Below are 21,341 nucleotides of genomic sequence, written 5' to 3' on the forward strand. Positions count from 1 at the left end.
GCTACCTCCTTGCCTCTTAATCATAATGAACCCATTTCTTTTGGAGCTTGAATTGGATGAGCGTAATGGCAAGCAGGATGAGGAACAACACCCACGCGATGGCAGAGGCATAGCCCATTTTGAAAAAGCTGAATGCTTGGCGGAACATGAACAGCATCAGGACGAGGCTGGCGTTATTCGCACCACCTGTCGAGCCTGCCTCCGTAGAGCCCCCGGTCATGACAAAAATCTGCTCGAAGTTTTGGAAGGAGTAAATCGTGTTCAAGATAACGACCAGAAACGTCGTGCCGGAAATCATCGGGACTGTCACCCGCCAAAACTTTTGCCAAGCGTTGGCTCCATCAATCGAGGCTGCCTCGTACATGTCAGAAGAAATTCCTTGCAGCCCAGCGAGAAAAATAATCATCATGTAGCCGACTGATTTCCAGATGGCGATGAGAACCAAGACTGGGATGACCCAGAATTCATCAATCAGCCAGTTTTGCGGGGCTAGCCCAAGCTTAGACAGAAAAGCATTGGCAAAACCGATCCGCTGGTTAAATACCGCGTCCGCTACATACGCGATCACCGTCCATGAGGAGATAACAGGCAAAAAGTGAACCATCCTGAAAAATTTCAAGCCCTTCAGCTTTTGATTCAGGGCCACTGCTAACAGCAACGCCAAAAACGTTTTGGCCGGAACGTACAGGATCGTAAAATAGACCGTATTCCATAACGCGCGATAAAACAGCGGGTCTTCAAACAGCTTTGCATAGTTGTCCAAGCCCGTCCATTTAGGCGGATTTAAAATATCGTAGTCCGAAAAGCTGAAGTACAATGAAGCGACCGATGTTCCCACGACGAACACGAGAAAGTGGATGAGATAAGGGGAGACCAGGAGCAGTCCCCATCTCCCCTCGCTATCCAACCCTTTTCTCTTTTTCACAGCAGGCTTCGCCTGTTGCTTGGTTTGCAGCTCTAGCATGGTTGTCACACATCCTCACTGATAGATGACTACTGCTTCTTGAAGAAGTCATCCAGAACTTTTTGAATCCCTTGGTCTGTTTTCGTAATGAATTCATCCGTTCCGTATTTATCCATAAACAGCTCCGCCAGATTATCCGTGAACACCTTCACCCACTCGGTAAAGACAGCGTTGGTATCAATTGTGCCCGCGAACTCCAAGGTGTCGAGGAAGACTTTTTTGTTTTCCGGCTTCGTGGCTGGGTTTAGGAACATTTCGGAATTCGCCACTGATTTTTTCACCGGAATGGCTTCCCCTACTTCTGTCCACTCTTTTTGTGCTTCATCTGATGTCGTCCAGTAGGTGATCCATTCTTTAGCGGCCTTGACCTTCTCTTCCTCTGCTTTTTTGTTGATGACCCATGAGTTGGCGATTACGGGTGCGAAGCGTTTGCCGTCCGGTCCTTTTGGCATAGGAGCGACATCGTAATTCAACCCTGCACCATTCATCGAGGTTGTTGCTGCGTAAATATCGATTTGCATCGCCACAGCCCCGCTCAAAAACGCTTTGAAGTTGCTTTGGAACGCCTTCAAATCAGCAGGATTCGGGAATAGCTTTCGCTGCATGCCGTCGACCATCCACTCGACCGCTTTTTTGTTCTCCGGGCTGTTGATAATCGATTTTGTCAACGTCGGGTCCAGTACCCCGCCCCCATACGCTTTCAAGATGTTAAACGCACCGCGTGAGCTACCGAAAAACGCGAAGCCGTACTGCTTCACTGATTTTTTATCAAAAGCAGGATCGTCTGCATTTTTCCCGTTGGCATCGAGGGTCAGCTTGACAGAAGCCGCCTTCAAATCATCCCAGGTCCAGTCAGCCGTAGGATATGGCACGCCCGCTTTGTCGAACAAATCCTTGTTGTAGAAAAGGGCTCCGACCTGGATGCCCTGCGGCACGCCCCAATACTTCCCCTCGGAGTCTTTGTTGAACTCCAGACCGTTGAGCTCATCTTTGCTAATTTCTTTCGTGACGTAGTCGGTGATGTCGAGAATCGCGCCACGTTGGGCGTAACCAAATACTTTTGTCCCGTCGCTCTGCCAAAGATCAGGCGCATTCCCGGCCGCGATCTGAGTCGTCAGCTTTTGATAGAAGTCATCATAAGGAGCGGTCATCGTTTTAATTTTGATGTGCGGATGTGATTGTTCGAATTTTGCAATAATTTCTTCCATCTTTTTCTTCGTGGGCGGATCAGAGCTGTAGCCCATATACAATTCGACTTTGTCCCCCTGCTGTGTGGAGGACTGGCTGCTACATCCGGAAATAAGCAATGCCGCGGCTAAGCCAATCAAACCAAGTACTGAGAGAAACCTTCTCTTTTTCATGGAAAACCTCCCCAATTGCATGAAGTAAAAAACTTGCATAGCTAACGATATTTCGAAACGCCTAACGTACTACAAGCTGGTAAGGAAAAAAGGATAAAGGCAGAAGTTTGTGTATTCTCAGGAGGATTTGCTTATTTGTATTGCTCCCGAACAGCTTTACGCGTCTGGCGCAAGTACGCAGCAGAGACGTCGTAATTTTTGGCAGCAACACCTCTAAACAAGATGTCGATCACATTGAGTTGTGCGATTCGTGAGGAAGTGGCGGCACTGCGTTCATCCGCTTCTGTTGAAAACGTGGTTAAGTGAATATCCACGCATTCCGCCAAGGAGTTCGTGCCGTATTTGGTAATGCCGATGGTCACAGCACCCGATTTGCGGGCTTGTTTCATCGTGGTTATGATCTGCGAGGTTTCCCCCGAATTCGAGATGCCAACTGCCACATCACCAGCCGTCAAGGTGACTGCCGAAGTAAGCTGCAAGTGGGAATCCGAATGGGCGGTGCACATTTTATTGATGCGCAAAAATTTATGTTGGGCATCCTGGGCAACCAATTGCGAAGCACCCACTCCGTAAAAATCAATCCGAGTGGCTCGAAACAGCTCTCCAATCGCCTTCTCCACTGCTTCTGTATCCAAAATTTTGATCGTTTCCCGCAAGGAGAGGATGTTGTTGAGCGAAACCGATTCAATCAAGGTGTACATATCAGCATCGGGAAGAATCTCTTTGTATTCATCCTGAGCGGTAGACGATTGCAGATCACCCGCTATTCTGATTTTCAACTCCTGAAAACCATCTACACCGATACTTTTGCACATGCGTATGATGGCAGCTTGGCTGGATTCGCTTCTTTCCGCGAGCTCCTTGATGGAAAGACGAATCACCTCATCCGGATTGGCTAAGATGTAATGCGCCGCGTTTTGTTCAGAACGCTTGATATTGTGCAACGATTCGCGGATGCGCAGCAACCCGCCATTCAACACGAAACCACCCCTTTAGTCCGCGAATTTGTTAAGCGCTTACATACAAGTGTGACTTTGGTAAATGATTACATATTTTGTATTATAGACACTTGAAATAAAATATCAATATGAATTGTCAGATTTGAAATAAAATTTCAAAACTATTTTTCGACACTTTCTCCCTTTATTCGTCCTGTGATAAATATTTCACAATTTATACCGTTACTTTTACGAATCTCTTTCCGTATTAATCCATGTACACCCAATTGACAATTAATGGGGATGATCAAAAATGACCAAGCGTAAGGCACTAGCATTCGCCCTGATAGCGACACTCCTTTTGCCAAACACACCTGTTCTGTCAAACGAAGCCGCAGCAGCCTCTTCCCACAAAGCGAAAGCAACTGTATCTGCGAGCAAGATAGAAGAGCTTTCCATAAAAGATCTGAATAAAAAAGCAAAAGCGACTCTGAATCACGTCAAAGAAGTTATCCCTGACCTGAAGAACTATCACATCACCTCGCTCTTAAAAGAGAACGTCGTCACCACCTCTGGTCCTATCGAACGTCTGGAAGTAATCTTGTCGAGCACACCGGAGGGTACTGCCCCAGACTTTGGAGTTGTCCATGTAAACGCAAGTACAGGAGAGCTGATCGGTGTCGCCATCCAAAACGGACTTCCCTCTTCGAAAGAAGTTTTAGGTGATGAGAAAGCGATCAAAAAAGGCAAAGAGCATCTCAAACTTTTGTTTGGAAAACAGGCAGAAAAATACAAGTTCTCACAGATCCAGACCTCTACTGTCCAGGATAAAAAGACACAGATTCTCGTCATTTACACTTCCCCGGATCATTACATCAACGTAACCATGGATCGTGCCGGAAAATTAAAAGCTATCCAAAAAGACATCTATCCCAAAACAGAATGAGTCCAATTAAAAAGAGACGGTTCAGCCGTCTCTTTCTTGATGCTACGAAACCAACCTTACAACCCTGTAATATTTCGTAAGGTAAATCAATTTCCCATTTTTCTCTTATCGATTACGATTCTCCTGTTACATATAAAGGAGGATCACCAAAAATGAATGGCATGGAAATCAACATTCACTACTTTCGCTTGATTAATGACTTGGGGAAAGAGTATCCGGCTCTCAATCCCGTGGCTTTTTACGTAGCGGAATATACGGTGTTTATTCTGGCGTTGAGTGCTTTGGTGTACTGGTTTACGAGAAAACATGAGAATCGCATCATGGTCCTTTGTGCGACGTTAACGTTTGTCATTGCTGAGCTATTCGGGAAAGTAGCCGGCAGCTTACATGCGAATAATCAGCCATTTGCAGAGCTTGCAAACGTCAATCAATTGGTTCAAAAAGCGGTCGACAATTCGTTTCCCAGCGACCATACGATCCTGTTTTTTTCCTTTTGCATGACCTACTGGCTTTTTAGAAAGACGACGGGGCCACTCTGGATGCTACTTGCTGCTTGTGTCGGTCTTTCTCGCATTTTGGTAGGCGTTCATTATCCGGCAGATGTCATCGTGGGTGCCCTGATCAGCATTGGGTCTGCCTTGGCCGTCTATATGATCGTGCCAAGATTGAGTTTTGTCCATACTCTACTTGCTTTCTATGAAAAAGGAGAGCAAGCGATCTTGCCTGCCAAATCGAAGACGAGAGACTTTTGATACACCGCTACGTCTCTGTTATCGTTCCACCATTGACATGCAATACCTGGCCCGTGACATATCCCGAATCATCCGAGGCCAGGTAGACATAGGTCGGGGCCAGCTCGAACGGCTGCCCTGCGCGACGCATCGGTGTGTCGACGCCCAAGGTCGTGATGTACTCTGCGGAATAGCTGGATACTTGCAACGGCGTCCAGATTGGACCGGGAGCAACTGCATTCACCCTGATGCCTTGCTTGACCAATTGAAGGGACAAGGAGCGGGTAAAGGAGACGATGGCCCCTTTGGTTGCTGAATAATCAACCAATTGCGGATGACCAGCATAAGCAGTAACCGATGCCGTACTAATGATAGAACTACCTGGCTGCAAATGCGGCAACGCCTCTTGGGTGATGTAAAAAAGGGGGAAAAGGTTGGTGCGAAACGTGTCTTCCAGTTGCTCGCGGCTTATATGGAGGATGCTTTCTTGTGGAAACTGTACGCCTTGATTCAAAACAAGCACATCCAATTTGCCAAAACAGCCAACCGTTTGGCGCACCACCTCCCGACACCAAGCCTCGTCGCGCAAGTCTCCCGGCAGCAGCAAACATTGCCCTCCGTAATACTCAACGACTTGCTTGGTCTCCTCAGCGTCGATGTGCTCATCCAAATAAGGAATCGCTACAACTGCCCCCTCCTTCGCAAACGCAACGGCTACAGCACGGCCAATCCCGCTATCTCCACCCGTTATAATTGCTACCTTTCCCCGAAGCTTTCCGCTTCCGATATAGTGAGGATTATCGAAAATCGGTCGCGGGACCATCAAGTATTCCATCCCCGGTTGTCGATCCTGATGCTGCGGCGGAAACGTGAGGGGAGTCTCTTCGCAAGTAGTCTTGTAACTATAATATGGGTATCTCGGATACATGGAAAATACCTCCTGTACGGATTCAGTCGATATCGCCATGATATTCGCCTACCCTTCTTTCTGTGCGCCGTATACGCCATCAAGCCTCCCCAGTATGTCGAGCCGATCAATATCCCTGGTAGGGCACAACATGGAAGGAAAATGACATGTATGTATGACATGACCTTTTCCCATTATGGAAGCAACCATTTATGCGACAATCATCTTGATGAACTGAAGAATAAGTGGAACACCTTGTATTGGAATGTCACTCAAAATCAAAACGCCCGGCTGAACAACATATAGATTGGGAGGTTGAAGCATTCCATTGATGAATAGATTCACAACAGAAACTTCATTCGGGTCCAGAATCCCGGAAGTACTGAATAAGATGACAGCATCACTGTTGGTATACATGTTTTTGACTCCATCTGAAATGGCCGTATACTGATAGGTTTCTGTTCGTATTAAACCAGGCGTACATGGACATGGGGGACAGGGAGGACACGTTGGGGAGGGTTTTACTGGGAAAATCCCGGGACAACCTAACGGCTGGACGATTTGCAGACACTGTCTCCTCACTGGGTATGACTGTGTGACATGGCGCCTCATGAGATCACTCGTCCTTTCTCGAAGTGCTTCGAACCTTCACTCCGGTTTACACATAGGAGTGAACCCCAGGCATATTCCATCCACCTGGGGCCACCATCCTATTCAACTTAGTTAACGACAAACTCTACAACTACGGGTGTACCATCATTTTCGGCATCTCCATCTGGAATCGTAATCGCTGTCGTTGTCATTGTGGAAGTATTGCCTGCCTGGATTACCCCGTTAATGTAGAGATTGTAAAAAGCATACGTACCAGGAAATGCAGTCGCAGCAGCGCCCGCGTCATTGGTAAAGGCTGTTGCCGCAATGGCAAACGTAGCACCAGTACCAGTTCCAGCACCCATGGTAGACGTAAATCTCAATGAGGTTAAATACGGTTTCACAATCGGCACTTAGAACACCTCCTCCTCTATTTAATCCCTACTAGTAAATGATTGGTTTCATAAGATTGAAACCGACAAATGACAGCAGGAACCTGCACATTTTTCCTCAAAAGAATATAATTGGAAAATAAAATTACCCTCCCACTTTACCAGTAGGAGGGCGACATGATTTCTAATCCTGAAACAGGACTCGCAACTGCTCTTTCTCTGCGTCACTCAATACGTATTCTGCCATCGGAAACAGCACACTCTCTTCTTTAAAAAAATGTTCCATGAGTATTTCTACTGACTTCAGCAAATGAGTGTGGACAGCTTCTACCTCTACAGGCTCAGACTTTTCCATTTCAACGATTTGCATGAATGACATCAGGCTTTCATGAATAAGATCATGCTCTTCCTCCATGACAGCAATTGGTCCCATCTCCCGTTCGATATAGTTAGCCATCAGGGGATACAGGTCTTCTTCCTCGCGTCTGGAGTGTTTCTCCAGTTCTGCCCGAAACAAGGACGCCAGCTCATGAAGCTCTGTTAAGCCTTTCTTTCTTTTCGTAGGTTCGGCAGTAGATTTCAGGCTATTTGCTAGATGTACCAGATCATTCATCTGCTCAGCTAATGATAGGTGTTCGTCTTTCAATTTTTCCAGAGCTGGACACAGCTTCCTTCGCCCCTCAAACTCCTGCATCATCCCCATACATCCTATAGGCGGTGGTCCCATTACAATCCCTCCATCTACGAGTGGAAGTTAGTTACCAAAAGAAATATGATACGCTAGCTGTCCCCGATTGTCTCTAACAACCATTCGAATGCAATCATCCTCTTGCGAAAAAACAACTGGACCATTCTGGATGGGAATCGCAACAAACTGGCAAGGATTAAAATAGAGTCGCAGATGCTCCTCATCCTCCGTGATCTCCCATTTTGCCAGTTGCCTTTCTAAGAGAGCCGGACTGTGTGGTTCGGCATCATCCGCTACATCTTGAATGAGTATCCCCATTTTTTTATCCACCAAGGAAGGCAGCTCCTGGTGAATCTCGGCAATCGTTCTCTTACTAGGATTCATGGCAACTGATCACACTTCCTTCCCCGGATTATTTCCCTTGTTCTCTTCGATCTCGCTGGTCTTTTCTCAATACTATCCATGCCAGTGGGAACAACACTACCGTTGCACCGCTGAGCAATAGCACCTCCATATATCGCTGTGCAAAATACATATTGACTGTGTACTGGGTGCACACAATGCTGGCGAACAAGATCAGTGCTACTAGGATGACACCTCTATAGCTGCTCTTCATATCTCTTCACCCCTACAGCGTATACAGCTCCATCTTTCTCTTGAAGCACAATTTCCGGAAGTGGTCTTCTTGGGGGACCGGCGAGCGGCTTACCTGTGGCGATATCAAATTTTCCATGATGGCAAGGACATAGCAGCTCTTTCTCATCTCGGTCCCAAAATACCGGACAACGCAGGTGGGTACATGCATTTTGATACGCCTTATATTCCTTTTCCTTCACATATACAAACAACGCGCTGTCATGCTCTCCTGGATAGTTAAACTCAATCGCATCTCCGGGTTTTATATCGCTGAGACTGGCGATTTTTTGTGTGGGATACGACTTGCTGGATGAACTCATCAGCTCCTTGGCAGCTAATGCCCCCCATGGCAGAGTAGACGCCGCGAAAAGACCGGCTGCTCCTACCATTGTTTTCATAAAACTCCGTCGATCCAGACTACGCTCATTGGAACGATTGATGTTATGTGTATAATTGTCATCCTTCAACGGAATTGGGCGGGTTTTCTCGTTCTCCATAAGGTATTCCTCCCCTCTAGAATAGCTTCTGTTTGCCCTGCAGAATGCCAGGCAGGCTAATTTTCACATTGGTTTCGCCTTCCAGCACATCCGGGTCGTGACTGGCAGTCCATTTGCCATTGGCCAAAGGAATCTGTGCCCGCTTTTCTTCCAGCTCTGCTTCCTCAATCCACTGCAAGGTGTTTGTCGGGCAAACCGAAGCGCACATCGGCGGGATTCCCTCTTTCGTACGGTCGTAGCATAGATCACACTTGTACATGAGATTCTGTTCTTCATCAAATTTGGGAATCCCATAGGGGCAGGCAATCGTACAATTTTGACAACCGATGCATTTCTCTACCAAAGCTGACAATACGGCCCCATTATCTGCGATTTGAATCGCCTGAGCAGGACAGCTACGGGCACAAGCAGGATTGACACAATGGAAGCACATGAGAGGAATCGTTTGTCTGTTGATAAACGGGTCCACATCCAGTACGTAGTTTCGGTTTCGGTTGTCGTGACCTCCACACTGTGTACACGCCGCCAAGCAGCTTCGACAACCGATGCAATTGTCCATTTCGATGTATAAGACTTGTTTACCCATGGCGAACTCCTCCATGTTTGTGCTTGATAATTTTCGCGGCGCACGCTTTAAACTCAGGCATTTTGCTGTAAGGGTCCAAAGCCGGATTGGTCAGCAGATTGATAGACTGTGCTTTTCCCCAGTGGTACGGGACAAACACCGTATCCTCTCGAATGGCCTCGATCACTTTCACGCGATACTGCGCCTCGCCTCTTCTTGTTTTCAGAGTGACCAGCTCATCGTGTTCAATCCCATAACGTGTCGCTGTTTTTGGGTGAACCTCTAGCAAAGGATCAGGATACATGTCCTTCAAAAACGGGATTCGTCTTGTCTGGTTCCCGGACAAATAGTGGAACACAACTCGTCCCGTCGTTAGCCGCAGAGGATATTCTTCATCCGGCTCTTCCGCTGGCGGGCGGTAAGGCAGCGCACATATTTTGGCTTTGCCATCCGGGTGATAAAATTTTTTATCCAGGAATAAATGAGGCTGTCCCTCGTCACCCTCTTCACGGCACGGCCAGAAAACACCATTGTTTTGATCAATTTTCTCGTAGGTGACCCCGTAATAGTCAGCTATTCCGCCTTTGGAGACCTGACGTATTTCATGAAAAATATCCTGAGGAGACTTCAAGTGAGTAAAGAATTGTCCGCGCCCCATTCTTTTGGCGATTTCTATCTGAATCCACCAGTCAGGCTTGGATTCGGCAAACCATTCCTGCGCCTGACGGTGACGAATGATGCGTCCTTCTAGATTGGTAGTCGTTCCATCGTCCTCTGCCCAAGTCGTAACGGGAAGAACGACATCGGCGTATTCAGCCGATTCGGACAAGTAAAAGTCGCAGCAAACCATAAAATCCAGACTTTTCAGGGACTCCCGAACATGGTTTAGATTTGGCGCACTTACAACCGGATTGGAGCAGAGTAAGTATAAGCTGCGAATCGTTTTATCCTTCATCAACTGGAACATCTCATAGGCAGAGACACCTTTCTGCGGCATCTCTTCCGGGGAAATGCCCCAGGCACATGCTATTTCACGCACATGTTCAGGATTGTCGAGCTTGCGGTAGCCAGGCAATTGGTCGGCTTTTTGCCCGTGTTCCCGCCCCCCCTGACCGTTTCCTTGTCCAGTAAGGGTTGCCACACCTGATTTTGGACGGCCAATCTTGCCTGTGACGAGCGACATATTGGTATAGGCCGATACGTTGTCCGTCCCTTTCGACTGCTGTTCCACACCACGGCAAAACATCACAATCGCCTCGGGTGCCCTCCCGAAAATGTCGGCAGCCCGCACAATCTTCTCCACCGAAACCCCTGTTATTTCGCTGACATACTCTGGTGTGAAGGTAGCAACCACTTCTTTTGTTTCTTCAAAACCATTCGTATGATTTCGAATAAAATCTTCATCAATATGCCCATTCTTGATCAGGAGATGAACGATTCCGTTTGCCAGCGCCAAATCTGTACCGGGTCGCAGATCCAGGTGGATATCAGCTCGACGTGCCAATGGTGTTTCCCTTGGATCGGCTACGATCAGATAGCCGCCCCGATTTTGCACTTCCCAAATACGGAACATGCTGGTTGGATGACACTCAGCCGCGTTTGAACCGGCCAAAAACAAGCAGTCTGTTTGGTGAATGTCCGTCCACGGAACGGTAGAACCGCGGTCAATCCCCAAGCTTCGATTCAATCCGGCCGCAGCGGAGGACATGCAGAAGCGTCCATTGTAGTCGATATAGCGGGTTTGCAGGGCGACCCGCGCAAACTTACCCGTGAGGTAGCATTTTTCGTTCGTCATGGAAACGCCAGAGTAAACAGACAAGGTATCTTTGCCATAGTTGTGCTGCAACTCCTTGAACTTGGAAACGATCAAGTCAAGTGCTTCTTCCCATGACGCTTCCCGAAAACCTTCTGCCGTGCCTTTTAATGATGCATCTGTTCGAATCAACGGCCGCTGTATCCGATCCGGATGGTTCACCTGCTGATAAGCCGTCACCCCTTTTGGGCACATCTTACCCAGATTGACAGGGAAATCGTATCGTGGCTCCACTCCGATAATCTTGTTCGTCGTTGTATCTACACGCAGGTTCATCCCGCATTGCATACCGCAGTAGCAGCAGTGCGTACTAACCAATTTCTCGTTCGGATGTATCTTGTTTTCCATTACTTTAAAAAATTTATCCTTTGGCATGTTGATTTGCCTCCCTGGCATTGATCTCGTGCGTAGGAACTCCTGTGAAGCGGAACATCCGGTATTTTCTGCGGCACGGCAAGCAAAGTTCAGCCAAGTGGAATCCTTCTTCCATTTGAAAAGCCATTTCGTTTTTACCCAGCACGTTGATTACATCTGCCGATTGTTCCGCAGAAACAAACTCATTGCTGCACACTTTGCACTTTTTCATTTCCTGTTCGCCATAGTGCTCGCGATAATTGCGTGCAAACACACTCATGGGACGGAACGGTATGTGAGCCAGTTTTCCAAATGGCAGATAAATCAACGTCACAATCACTGCAAATTGATGCGTGACTGAAATGACCGGGTGCCCAAAGCCGCCTAGGAACATGTTGCTTGCGGTTAACATCAAGCCTGTCAGGCTGATAAACAGTAGCAGGTATAAAGGTAAAAAGTCGTAGACAAAGGATTGCTCAGCCCGTGCCTGCATGTTCTTGTGTCTGCGATACAAAGCCATGACTGCTCCGCCGATGACCATAAAAGCAGTAATGTTCAACGCGTTGTAAAAGAGAAAAGCAACCCAGCCATCCGCTTGTACGGTCAGAACATCCACACCCATGAACACGACCTGATAGTAGCCATTGTCCGTCATCGTGAAATACATCCAGCCAAACACTAACGGAAAGGTGACAAACGCGGCCAAGATGCATCCCCATCCCAGCAAAATATGTTGTGTCCAGCGGTACCATCCCCGATTCCAAATAAAGCGATAGATGGCCAGATGATCCACCGTTGTATTCGCCGTGCTTTTTCGAAAGAGAAGGCGTAGCCCCTTTTTCAAAATGACATTCGTTGGCGGGCGATCTGCCCACGCAGAAAATCGGTATAGGAAGCCTCCAATAAAGACAAGCGTCCCCACCATATAGCCGTAAAGCGCCAAATCAATATGCGTGAAAAAACGTGTTCCCACGTAACTTAGGACGAACAAGCAAGCAATGATGATAAAAGCACGCTTCGCCACTTTGGAAGCAAATAGATAGTTCATACAACACCCTCCCTGCTGCTGCTCATTTTTTCCTTTCGCTCGAGACCATTGTAGCAATGGCTCGTAACCCAGGTTGTGATTTACCTCACACCCCTGCCACAATCAGGACGATTTCCTACCCCCAACCATCAATTTATGATGATATAATGAGTTACCTATGTATCCTTGGTTTAGGGGGGACCCACATGACCGGAAATGGCACAACGTTTGTGGAGCAGATTTCTTCCGATTTTGTGAATAGTCTTGAAACGTTTTCTGTTCGGAAAAATTTCGTTCCCGGAGCCGTTCTGTTTTTGGATGGTGAAAGAGCCGATCAGCTATTCTTAATTTCGTCGGGCCAAATCAAGCTCACAAAGAACACAAATGATGGAAAAGAACTAACACTGCAAGTGTTTGGTGCTGGAGAGCTAGTCGGCGTCTCCGGGCTCTTCGAACAGGAATTAACGTACACCTCCACAGGCACCATGCTGATGGAGGGTGAGATATGGATCATCCCCCGACAAGGGTTGGAAAAAATGCTCATCAAAAACGGTCAATTTTGCGTAGACTTCCTGCGGTGGATGGGATTGATGAACAGGCGGATGCAGTCCAAATTTCGTGATTTGCTACTCAATGGCAAAATTGGCGCCTTGTATTCAACGCTCATCCGCATGAGTAACACGTACGGCAAGCCACACCCCGACGGAATCCTCATCGACCTTTCCCTTACCAATCGTGATTTGGCGCAATTCATTGGTCTGACAAGAGAAAGTGTCAACCGGATGCTTTCCGATCTGAAAAAACAGGATTCTATCGATCTGCTTCCCCACGGGCATATCTTGATTAAGGACCTTGCCTATTTAAAAGAAGCGATTTATTGTGATGATTGCCCTCCTGATATTTGCCAAATGTGAGCAAACTCTACATATTTTCGTGGACAAAAAAAGTCCTGGACTTGTCCGTCCAAGACTTTTTTTCATAAGTGATTCAAGCTTCTTTATCCATGTCTTTGCTCCGCGAGCTCACTGAACATGCCAGCATAGTACTCGACGTCTCCTGCATCGTCTTTAATCGCGCTGATCGTTAACCATTGGAGATACTGATCTCCATTTTTCCGGCGATTCCAGATCTCTCCTTGCCAATAGCCATTCTTCTTGATCGAGTCCCACATCTTTTGATAGAAGTCCGCACCCTGTCTGCCTGATTTTAAAATATTGGGAGACTTGCCAATCACCTCATTCATCTCATAACCGGTCACTTTCGTAAAAGCGTGGTTCGCACTTTTAATAACTCCTCGTGTATCGGTAATCAGTATCGCCTCTCCCGTCTTTTCCATAATGGTTGCGGCGAGCTGTAGCTTCTCTTGATAAAACATCCACATCACCAAAACCAAACTTACCAGCGCAAACTGAGATAACGCCATGAACCCGATCGCGTAATGCCCGGTCAAATTAAACAGCATCGTCAAGATCAACGGCGGGAAAAAGCCTCCTAATCCCCCCATCGCAGATACGATCCCATTTACAATCCCCGCTTGTCGCGAGAAATACATCGGCACTAATTTGAACACGGCACCGTTACCGATTCCAGCACATATCGCCACCATCAAGCACCCTACCGTATACATCAAAATCGATGGCGAAAACGATAAGACAATACCAGACAAGGCGAGCCCGGCAAACACAATTATCAATGCCTTGAAGGGGTTCCACTTATCACCTAGCCAGCCTCCCAAAGGTCTTGCAAGTGTCGCCAAAAGAATGAACCCTGCTGTTCTCATCCCTGCATCTACTTTATCCAATTGGAAATGGCTCACTAAAAAATTCGGGAGATACACGGTGAAAGCAACAAAGCAACCAAACGTAATAAAGTAGAACAAACTGATTAACCATAGCTTTTCGTTTTTGTAGACACTCTTGATCTGTTGACCAAGGGGAGTCACTACCTTCGGTTCATTTTTATCCCCCATCAAGAAGGTAAGCACAGCAAATCCCACAAGCAATAGCATGAACATCTGTACAGTAGTGGCCCATCCAAATGATTTAGCCAGAACTGGCGCTGCAAAAGTGGTGATTGCTGTACCAATATTCCCCATACCGTAGATTCCGTTTACAGAACCATGCTTTTCTTTCGGATAGTATTTAGGTAGAGACGTGACACCAACGGAAAACACCGCTCCGCCTATCCCTATAAATAGCCCGCCGATTAACAAATCTGTATAAGTGGTCGCCTGGCTAATATAAAAAACAGGAGCCAGCAGCAAGAGAAAGCTGATGCTAAATAGTATTCTCGCGCCAAACCGGTTACTCCAATATCCTACGGGGATTCGCAGCAACGATCCAAGCAAGACTGGAATCGCTGTCACCCACGCCACTTCGCTTGCACTCATGGGTACGGTTTCTTTGATAAAAGGCATGAGCGATGACAGAATGACCCATACCATGAAACCGACCGTAAGACTCAACGTCTGTAACGGCAACTGCCATTTTCGTACCATAAACAACACCCCTCACTTGGGAAATCTTCTTCATCCACTATGATAAGAGGCAAAGTTTGGTTTCGTTGTGATTTTAATCACAGCTCCTTCCAGACGATCCGCTTATAATCAAAGCGAAATCTTGAATCGAAGGAGTGGATTATACATGTTTTGTTATCAATGTGAACAGACTCCATCAGGTGGTTGTAAGGTCATCGGCGTTTGCGGAAAGAATGAAGATCTTGCGAGTATTCAGGATACAATAATTTTTGCTTTAAAAGGAATTGCAGCTTATGCCACACATGCTCGTCAACTCGGCTATATCGATCCTGAAGTGGATGGGATTACTCAGGAAGCTCTCTATTTTACATTGACGAATGTGAATTTTAACTTGGATGAACATTTGCAAATGGCCATGAAAGTAGGCAAAGCTGCGATAAAAGTCATGGAGCTTTTGGATCGGGCTCATACGGATCATTTCGGAGTCCCGCAGCCAATTACAGTCTCGCAAAATAAAATCGAAGGAAAATGCATCGTTGTTACGGGACACAATCTGTTTGCTCTCGAAGAGCTGTTAAAACAGACAGAAGGCAAAGGAATCAATGTGTATACGCATTCCGAAATGCTGCCTGCACATGGCTATCCCGCACTGAAGAAATATCCTCATTTGAAAGGAAACATCGGGAAAGCATGGTACGATCAACGCCAATTGTTCGAGAAATTTCCAGGTGCCATATTGGCTACAACAAACTGTGTGATGCCTATTCGAGGCAGCTACGCCGATCGTTTCTTTTCCTATGATATAACCGGTTTGGAAAATGTGACGAAAATTGTAGATAACGATTTTGCGCCGCTCATTGAGAAAGCATTGTCTCTCCCTGAGGTTTCCATCGAATCGGAACTGACATTGACGACCGGGTATCATCACAAAACGGTTCTCGGCATCGCCCCTGAAATTATTCAGGCAGTCAAGGAAGGACAGATCAAACGCTTCTTCGTCATCGCTGGTTGTGACGCTCCTGGCAAGGGAGGCGAATATTACCGCGAATTGGCTACGTCCTTACCGCCAGAAACAGTCATTCTGACTACCTCCTGCGGAAAATTCCGTTTTAACGATGTAGATTTCGGCACCGTGCCAGGTACCAACATCCCAAGATATATCGATTTGGGACAGTGCAATAACTCGGTTTCTACCATTACGATTGCGGCTGCATTAGCCGATGCCTTTGAGTGTGAAGTGAACGAGCTGCCGGTAAGTATCGTTCTTTCCTGGTTTGAACAAAAAGCGGTTGCCATCCTGCTCGGTCTGTTTAGCCTGGGAATACAAGATATACGGATTGGCCCAAAATTGCCTGAGTTCATTCAGCCCGGGGTTCTGCAAGTACTGCAAGACTTGTTCCACATCCAGTTGATTGGTGACGCCCAAGAAGATATGAAGCAAATGCTCGGAATCACTCAGTAGGCATAATAGAAAAAACGGCTGTCAGAGAGTTAGTGGTAAGACTAACCAATGACGGCCGTTTTTTCATTCTTTACCTTTTAAGGAACTGATCCATTTTCCTGTGTGTGCGTCGACAACTCCTTTGTCTCCGCTGAGGCGGTAAACAAGCCGCGGTTTTGGTTCCTCTACCTCGTTAAAGTCTAAATCCGGTAGCAAGTAGTAGAGTTCGAGCGATTTTTTTACGGCTTGCTCCGTTTTTTTCGCAAAGGCCAGGTCTACTCTCTGCATGTTATTGTCGAGAATAACGGGCGGAGGAAGCTGGTCATCCCCTATAATACTGCTGCCTGAGTACGGGTTGACAGATACTTTAAATCTTGCGCCCTCAATCAGAAGACCATTTTTCAACCATCCAAAATGCACTTTATAGTCCCGCCAATTCGTCTCTTTCCCCCTCAGACCTCCATCATACGGCTGTGGATCAAGCATATAAATATTTGCAAGCTGATCACGGAGCGTCGTTTGCAGGAGATGGATTGCACCCGCCTCCGCCTGCTCACGGGTAAAAGCTCCGTCTTTCTGACTCCCCGCCTTTGGAGCTGAGGGCATTTCCTTCAAAATCTTGATCGGTTGCTTTGGTTTCGCCACCGCCCCTTCGCCATCGATCATCACGCCTGAGATCGCATCTACCATTTGCGGATCGGTTGGTAGGTAATCGTAGACCAACATGTATTTCTCCTCATGATCTCCACTAGAAAAACTCTTATAATACATGGTTGGCTCCGTTTTTTGTTCCAACAGCTCGCGCGCTTCCTTTTCCGATATGATTTGGCTTGCGTCAGGCAACTCCCCCTCATACCATAATCGATTGAATCGCAGAACCTTTCCGTCTCCTCGCATGGTTACAGTGATCCCATTGTCCTTAAAAGGAATACCATTCTCTACTCTCTGAAATTTAAAATAGTACGTTTCCGAATTGTTGCTCTCGAAATCGCCTTCTTCTAGCAATGTTAGCTTCGCTCGTTCCTCTGGAGGAATGACTTTTGTGAGAAACTTCATTACTCCCTCAAGAGCGATTTGCTTTCTATTCGCTGTAGCAGGGCCAGGGGCTTCGCTGTGCTCGCCATGGTATTGATATCTCAACAGATTCCCTGAGACAGGATGAATTACATACATGATACTTGATTGATCTGATTTATTCCAAATAAGGGACCACCCCGCATAGGGTATATAGTCTTCATACGGTTCGTAGTAGTTTCCAAAGCCGTACTCATAGCCTTCGGGGATAGTCACCCATTTCTTGGCGTATTCAATAGCCTCTTGTTCTGAAAGAATCTTTTCTGATTTTTGCTCAGCCGCCTGTACCAGTGTACTCTCATCTGCAATATTGCCTAGTACGAGTAAGGATAAAAGCAAGAGAATCGACAATCGTTTCCAAAATCCTTTTGTACTACTTTGCTTCATACACATGTTCCTCCTCTATCTATTCCTATCGATTTCATTATATTGATATTTTTCCATTCTTTGTTAACCTTATATCAATATACATATTTTGTAAAACAAAAAAAGAGACAGTTTCCCGCCTCTTTTCCTCCACCTTGACTTGCTATTTCTACCATTTCGTTTCCGTTTTATGTTCAATTATTTGTACGACTTTTGGTTCAACTTCTTTCATCATTTGTTTCAGTAAATCATCGCTGATCGTTACTTTATTTTTTCCATCTTGAAGCTGTCCTTCAGCCTGTGTTTTTGCAATCACATCAATGACTTGTTGTTTCGAGATATTTTTCGATGCTGCAACCTCCACAACAGATTTTCCTTTTGCTAGTTCTTCTTTTAACTCTGTCGGGCTCATTTTTAGTAGAGCAAACAGTTTTTCATTGTTTATAAAATTATCAGCATAATAATCAGGCTTACCGTCTCTGGAGAAATAACCTTCTACTTCAGCGTTAGATGGTTCAAAATCTACCGGAGAAAGACTAATTCTATTCTCCTGAACAAAGACTTGGTAACCCTCTCCTCCTGATCCCTTTTTGGTGTAATTCAAGATAAATGTTTTTTGATTGGGATTGTCCATTTGCTCCATGACAACCTCGTAATCTTTGATGTTGCCGTACAATTGATCAATAAGCTGATCTACCTTCCCCTTGATTTCCTGATCGGGTAAAGTAATGAGTGGCTTCTCCTTAGGCTCCCAATTCTCTTGCGTCAGGTCTTGAATCTCATCCGTAATACCGTTTGTATGGAGGGTAATCTTTTTGCCGGTTCCCCCTTTTTCCTGCAAGACGATGCTTAGTTGGACCTTTTTGGTTGAATCATTCGGATCTCCAAGGTAGCTTGCATCAATAATCTCAAACGATTTTGTTTCGGGAATGGCACGATACAGCTTCTCCAGTGTTGCTTTACCAACCTCATCCAGCTTGACTTGTTCAGAAGTCATTGGTGCTCGAGTAAGCATGTCAATCACAACAGGGGCCGCAAATGCTGCGGTTGGAATCAAAATCGCAGCAGCAACAATTCCACCAATTAATCGTTTTTTCATATTTATTTCGCTCCTTTTTCGTTGCAAATAGTGAGAATAAGATTGTTCGATTCGTTTGGAAATGGCCGGCGGGCACTCCATCGTTTCTGCCTCTTCATGCAGATGTTCACGGATTTTGCGTTCAATAGTCATTGACCTTTTCCATCCTTTCCAGGGGGAGATTCCCTAAGTTTTTTCGAAGCGCCTGGAGGCCAGCATGATATCTGGACTTGACTGTACCCAGTGGAATATCGAGCAAAGTCGCAATTTCCTCAAGAGTATAGTCGTGATAAAAGCGGAAGATAATCACTGTCCGCTGTTTGTCGGTCAGTTTTCGTATGGATTGGGATATCATTTGGTTTGTTCCATCCATCAACGCAGTATGTTCATCTAAATAAGACTCTTCGTGGGAGAAGGAACGAACGCGTTCAAAAATGCGGAATCTCCTCCAGCTCTTGACCCGAAATCTCTGCACTTGACGGATTACCAGGCCATGCAGCCAGAACTGGAAAGGACGGTTCGTATCGTAATTAGCAAGTGAGGTCCACATTTGCATATAGATTTCATTCATGACATCTTCCCGATCCTGCTTATGATCCACCAGAAAGGAGACGGTCCGGTATACGTCCTGAAAGGTAGCATCATACATCGTATGAAATGCCTGTTCGTCACCCTCTTTCATTTTTATAAGTAATTGGTACATCTCTTCATTTTCCATTCAGAGGGCCCTCCTGAGTAAGCAGCTTACACCCTATATTGTCTCTCGATCGGAAAAAGGTTCGGTTTTCTTCGTATTTTTTTTGCTGTACTGCTACTTCTCACCCCACCACAGTCAGAACTACCCATGTTTGGAAGGGTGATAACCTAATTATGTCGAAACCTAAAATTACAGAAATTACAAAGTAAAGCCGTAATGTCAGTTCGAAAAATGAAGAGTGGGAGCGTGTAAAATGAATGTAAAAGAAAAGTTGATATTCATAAAAGAAAATGGCTACCAAGCACCACCCGATACATTACCATTCGTATTAGAAATGATAAATGAAATTGGTTCTTTGGATGCCACATTACGTGATGACCTCATTTATACAACCTTATCACATTGGATTCCTAGTAATTCTCTAACTGCAAGCGAACTAGAACAACTGATACCAATCATTCTAGATAAAAACCATTTGCTTTTTAAGGTTGGTGAAACAAATACAGACTCTGTCTTTACCCGTTCTTTCTCTATGCTAGTCATACCACTACTCCTCATGAGGCATAGAGAATCACCCTTTCTCTCCAGAGAGAACATCCATGAGATAAAAGAGAAAGTATTTTTCAGCGTACGAGAAGAACGAGATTACCGAGGATATGATGAAGAAAAAGGCTGGGCTCATGCCATAGCCCATGCAGCGGATGCATTAGACGATCTAGCTCAATGTTCCGAACTGGATAAAAATGAACTCATCACCATTCTCGATTTGGTTTACGAAAAGATGACCATAACCGATCGAATTTACTCCGATGGGGAAGATGAGAGAATGGTAACAGCCATTGTTAGTGTTATGAATAGAAAAGAACTTAGCCAGAGTTATGTAGAGCAATGGATTCATAGTTTTGGTGATGTGGATAAGAGTTCCGAATTTCTTCCTGCCTTTAAACAAAAAATCAATATAAAGAATTTTTTGAAAAGTTTGTACTTCCGCTTGAAATTTTACAAAGGAAATGCCGATCTCTGCCCAACCATCGAGCAGACATTATATAAAATAGAAAAAGTATACTATTCCTGATATCGGAATGAAACGAATACAAAACAAAAAAGAGGCGGTTCTCCCGCCTCTTCTCCATTCATATCTTATCAAATATACTAATCATTTAATCCCTTTCCCTCAAGAATTTGGGGGATACATTTTTCAACCCTTGACTCTCGCGTTTTGGCTTGCTTGGGAGCGGAAAAATGAAGAATGTAGGCTCTTTGCCGTCCCGGAGTCAATGCTTCAAAAGCAGTTTTCAAGGCAGGGATTTCATCCAATTTATTTTGAAATTCTTCAGGAACGATGTATTCTTCATGCTTTTTAAATTCCACTTCCAAACCGGATTTTTCAACTTCAATGGCCTCCTGAATATAGGCCTTCAAAATAGACTCCATTTCCATAATTTCGTCCACATTGGTGAACCGGATCTGGCGCGCAGACTGTACATTCTCCGTTTGTTGGATGAGAATCCCATTTGGGTCTTTTAACAAGGCACCTTTTTGAAACAGTAGCGCACAATATTCTTTAAACCCATGTATTAAAACGATGTTTTTTTTCTCAAACGTGTAACAAGGATGCATCCACTTAAAATCTTCGGTCAACTCGCAGTCAAGAACAATACTTCTGAGCTTCTCGTATTCTGCCTTCCACTTTTTCGCCTTGCTTAAAAATTCATCAACCTTGGGATTCGTTTTACTTGTTGTCATCAAGGAACACCCCTCATCTAGTTGGTGTCATGTCAATTTTTAGTTTTGACATT

At 45.7% G+C, this 21,341-nt stretch carries 23 protein-coding genes; 5 read left to right on the forward strand and 18 right to left on the reverse strand.

All coding sequences use genetic code 11. The features are described from left to right. Positions 1–16: 16 nt before the first annotated feature. The 3 genes from ASG16_RS12785 to ASG16_RS12795 form a co-directional block, all read right to left on the reverse strand. Positions 17–964, reverse strand: a complete 948-nt coding sequence (locus ASG16_RS12785) for a carbohydrate ABC transporter permease (protein ID WP_056491516.1) — start codon at positions 962–964, stop codon at positions 17–19. 29 nt (positions 965–993) lie between these two features. Further along, positions 994–2,325 carry an ABC transporter substrate-binding protein gene (locus ASG16_RS12790; RefSeq protein ID WP_056491518.1) on the reverse strand — a complete coding sequence of 444 codons (1,332 nt, stop codon included), beginning with the start codon at positions 2,323–2,325 and terminating at the stop codon, positions 994–996. A 131-nt stretch (positions 2,326–2,456) separates the two neighbouring features. Continuing rightward, positions 2,457–3,302, reverse strand: a complete 846-nt coding sequence (locus ASG16_RS12795; protein ID WP_056491589.1) for a MurR/RpiR family transcriptional regulator — start codon at positions 3,300–3,302, stop codon at positions 2,457–2,459. A 274-nt stretch (positions 3,303–3,576) separates the two neighbouring features. Here ASG16_RS12795 and ASG16_RS12800 point away from each other — a divergent pair, with 274 nt between their 5' ends. Together ASG16_RS12800 and ASG16_RS12805 are read left to right on the forward strand one after the other, a co-directional pair. Next, positions 3,577–4,209, forward strand: coding sequence for a hypothetical protein (locus tag ASG16_RS12800; RefSeq protein WP_056491520.1), 633 nt, complete (start codon positions 3,577–3,579; stop codon positions 4,207–4,209). 152 nt (positions 4,210–4,361) lie between these two features. After that, positions 4,362–4,961 (forward strand): undecaprenyl-diphosphatase, encoded by a 600-nt coding sequence (locus ASG16_RS12805; protein ID WP_056491522.1) that lies wholly within the window; start codon positions 4,362–4,364, stop codon positions 4,959–4,961. Positions 4,962–4,968: 7 nt separating this feature from the next. Here the strand turns inward: ASG16_RS12805 and ASG16_RS12810 are convergent, their stop codons facing one another. From ASG16_RS12810 to ASG16_RS12855, 10 genes are all read right to left on the reverse strand, one after another. Beyond that, entirely contained in the window at positions 4,969–5,868 is a 900-nt protein-coding gene (locus ASG16_RS12810; RefSeq protein ID WP_048034487.1) for an SDR family oxidoreductase, read from the reverse strand. Positions 5,869–6,057: 189 nt separating this feature from the next. Continuing rightward, complete coding sequence (locus tag ASG16_RS31520; protein ID WP_056491523.1) at positions 6,058–6,459, reverse strand: DUF4183 domain-containing protein; 402 nt, start codon at positions 6,457–6,459, stop codon at positions 6,058–6,060. 107 nt (positions 6,460–6,566) lie between these two features. After that, positions 6,567–6,851: a DUF4183 domain-containing protein gene (locus ASG16_RS12820; RefSeq protein WP_048034488.1), complete on the reverse strand. Its 285-nt coding sequence runs from the start codon at positions 6,849–6,851 to the stop codon at positions 6,567–6,569. 163 nt (positions 6,852–7,014) lie between these two features. Beyond that, positions 7,015–7,527, reverse strand: coding sequence for a hemerythrin domain-containing protein (locus ASG16_RS12825; protein WP_241970749.1), 513 nt, complete (start codon positions 7,525–7,527; stop codon positions 7,015–7,017). A gap of 57 nt (positions 7,528–7,584) precedes the next feature. Then, complete coding sequence (locus tag ASG16_RS12830; protein ID WP_056491527.1) at positions 7,585–7,902, reverse strand: hypothetical protein; 318 nt, start codon at positions 7,900–7,902, stop codon at positions 7,585–7,587. 28 nt (positions 7,903–7,930) lie between these two features. Then, complete coding sequence (locus tag ASG16_RS12835) at positions 7,931–8,134, reverse strand: hypothetical protein (RefSeq protein ID WP_056491529.1); 204 nt, start codon at positions 8,132–8,134, stop codon at positions 7,931–7,933. Beyond that, entirely contained in the window at positions 8,118–8,651 is a 534-nt protein-coding gene (locus ASG16_RS12840) for a Rieske (2Fe-2S) protein (RefSeq protein ID WP_056491531.1), read from the reverse strand. The genes ASG16_RS12835 and ASG16_RS12840 overlap by 17 nt, the downstream gene beginning before the upstream one ends. 16 nt (positions 8,652–8,667) lie before the next feature. After that, the gene (locus tag ASG16_RS12845) at positions 8,668–9,237 is read right to left on the reverse strand and encodes a 4Fe-4S dicluster domain-containing protein (RefSeq protein ID WP_017251305.1); all 570 of its coding nucleotides are present in this window, start codon (positions 9,235–9,237) and stop codon (positions 8,668–8,670) included. Continuing rightward, positions 9,230–11,404, reverse strand: a complete 2,175-nt coding sequence (locus tag ASG16_RS12850) for a molybdopterin oxidoreductase family protein (protein ID WP_056491533.1) — start codon at positions 11,402–11,404, stop codon at positions 9,230–9,232. The genes ASG16_RS12845 and ASG16_RS12850 overlap by 8 nt, the downstream gene beginning before the upstream one ends. After that, a complete protein-coding gene (locus ASG16_RS12855; RefSeq protein WP_056491535.1) occupies positions 11,391–12,431 on the reverse strand; it encodes a hypothetical protein in 1,041 nt (346 codons plus the stop codon). The genes ASG16_RS12850 and ASG16_RS12855 overlap by 14 nt, the downstream gene beginning before the upstream one ends. A 185-nt stretch (positions 12,432–12,616) precedes the next feature. On the opposite strand from ASG16_RS12855, the gene ASG16_RS12860 reads away from it, so the two are divergent. Further along, a complete protein-coding gene (locus ASG16_RS12860) occupies positions 12,617–13,324 on the forward strand; it encodes a Crp/Fnr family transcriptional regulator (protein ID WP_056491537.1) in 708 nt (235 codons plus the stop codon). An 83-nt stretch (positions 13,325–13,407) separates the two neighbouring features. On the opposite strand, the gene ASG16_RS12865 is transcribed toward ASG16_RS12860, so the two are convergent. Then, on the reverse strand, positions 13,408–14,907 hold the full coding sequence (locus ASG16_RS12865; RefSeq protein ID WP_056491539.1) for a nitrate/nitrite transporter: 1,500 nt from the start codon (positions 14,905–14,907) through the stop codon (positions 13,408–13,410). Positions 14,908–15,052: 145 nt separating this feature from the next. Here ASG16_RS12865 and hcp point away from each other — a divergent pair, with 145 nt between their 5' ends. Then, positions 15,053–16,348 (forward strand): hydroxylamine reductase, encoded by a 1,296-nt coding sequence (gene hcp, locus ASG16_RS12870; RefSeq protein ID WP_056491541.1) that lies wholly within the window; start codon positions 15,053–15,055, stop codon positions 16,346–16,348. A 63-nt stretch (positions 16,349–16,411) separates the two neighbouring features. On the opposite strand, the gene ASG16_RS12875 is transcribed toward hcp, so the two are convergent. From ASG16_RS12875 to ASG16_RS12885, 3 genes are all read right to left on the reverse strand, one after another. Beyond that, positions 16,412–17,788, reverse strand: a complete 1,377-nt coding sequence (locus ASG16_RS12875) for a YcdB/YcdC domain-containing protein (protein WP_056491543.1) — start codon at positions 17,786–17,788, stop codon at positions 16,412–16,414. 148 nt (positions 17,789–17,936) lie between these two features. Next, positions 17,937–18,998: a hypothetical protein gene (locus tag ASG16_RS12880; protein WP_198674220.1), complete on the reverse strand. Its 1,062-nt coding sequence runs from the start codon at positions 18,996–18,998 to the stop codon at positions 17,937–17,939. Further along, positions 18,988–19,563, reverse strand: coding sequence for a sigma-70 family RNA polymerase sigma factor (locus ASG16_RS12885; protein WP_056491546.1), 576 nt, complete (start codon positions 19,561–19,563; stop codon positions 18,988–18,990). The genes ASG16_RS12880 and ASG16_RS12885 overlap by 11 nt, the downstream gene beginning before the upstream one ends. A 232-nt stretch (positions 19,564–19,795) precedes the next feature. Here ASG16_RS12885 and ASG16_RS12890 point away from each other — a divergent pair, with 232 nt between their 5' ends. After that, the gene (locus ASG16_RS12890; protein ID WP_056491548.1) at positions 19,796–20,617 is read left to right on the forward strand and encodes a DUF2785 domain-containing protein; all 822 of its coding nucleotides are present in this window, start codon (positions 19,796–19,798) and stop codon (positions 20,615–20,617) included. 77 nt (positions 20,618–20,694) lie between these two features. On the opposite strand, the gene ASG16_RS12895 is transcribed toward ASG16_RS12890, so the two are convergent. Continuing rightward, positions 20,695–21,288: a YdeI/OmpD-associated family protein gene (locus ASG16_RS12895; RefSeq protein WP_056491550.1), complete on the reverse strand. Its 594-nt coding sequence runs from the start codon at positions 21,286–21,288 to the stop codon at positions 20,695–20,697. Positions 21,289–21,341 lie beyond the last annotated feature (53 nt).

The organism is Brevibacillus sp. Leaf182 (assembly GCF_001423865.2).
Lineage (GTDB): Bacteria > Bacillota > Bacilli > Brevibacillales > Brevibacillaceae > Brevibacillus > Brevibacillus brevis_C.